The sequence below is a fragment of the Pseudoalteromonas sp. 20-MNA-CIBAN-0454 genome (genome assembly GCF_040308685.1).
GTDB classification, from domain to species: Bacteria; Pseudomonadota; Gammaproteobacteria; order Enterobacterales; family Alteromonadaceae; genus Pseudoalteromonas; species Pseudoalteromonas nigrifaciens.
Genome location: NZ_JBEOOB010000188.1, coordinates 1 through 262 on the forward strand (window position 1 = coordinate 1; position 262 = coordinate 262).

Below are 262 nucleotides of genomic sequence, written 5' to 3' on the forward strand. Positions count from 1 at the left end.
GACTTGACTGGGCATCTTTACCGTAGCGAACTTTGGCGAGGGCGCTACGAAAAGCCAGCAAGTCTGTTTTTTTTATGGCATGAACCGCTTTGCCACCAAACTCAGGCAACAGATACTTATCAAGAATCGTCTGTACCTTATATTGATAACTTGGTCGCCACTCAATCTTCTTCTCCTCATACCAAATATCAGCAAACTGCTTAAAGGTTGGATTGCGACTGATATAAGCTTCCGCTCTATCAGCCAGTGCCGTCATCTCTTT

At 44.7% G+C, this 262-nt stretch carries 1 protein-coding gene; it reads right to left on the minus strand.

Annotated elements, in window-relative coordinates; translation table 11 throughout:
- Positions 1 to 262: tyrosine-type recombinase/integrase (locus AAEZ22_RS18460; RefSeq protein WP_502935271.1), on the minus strand; the 262-nt coding region annotated here is incomplete at both ends.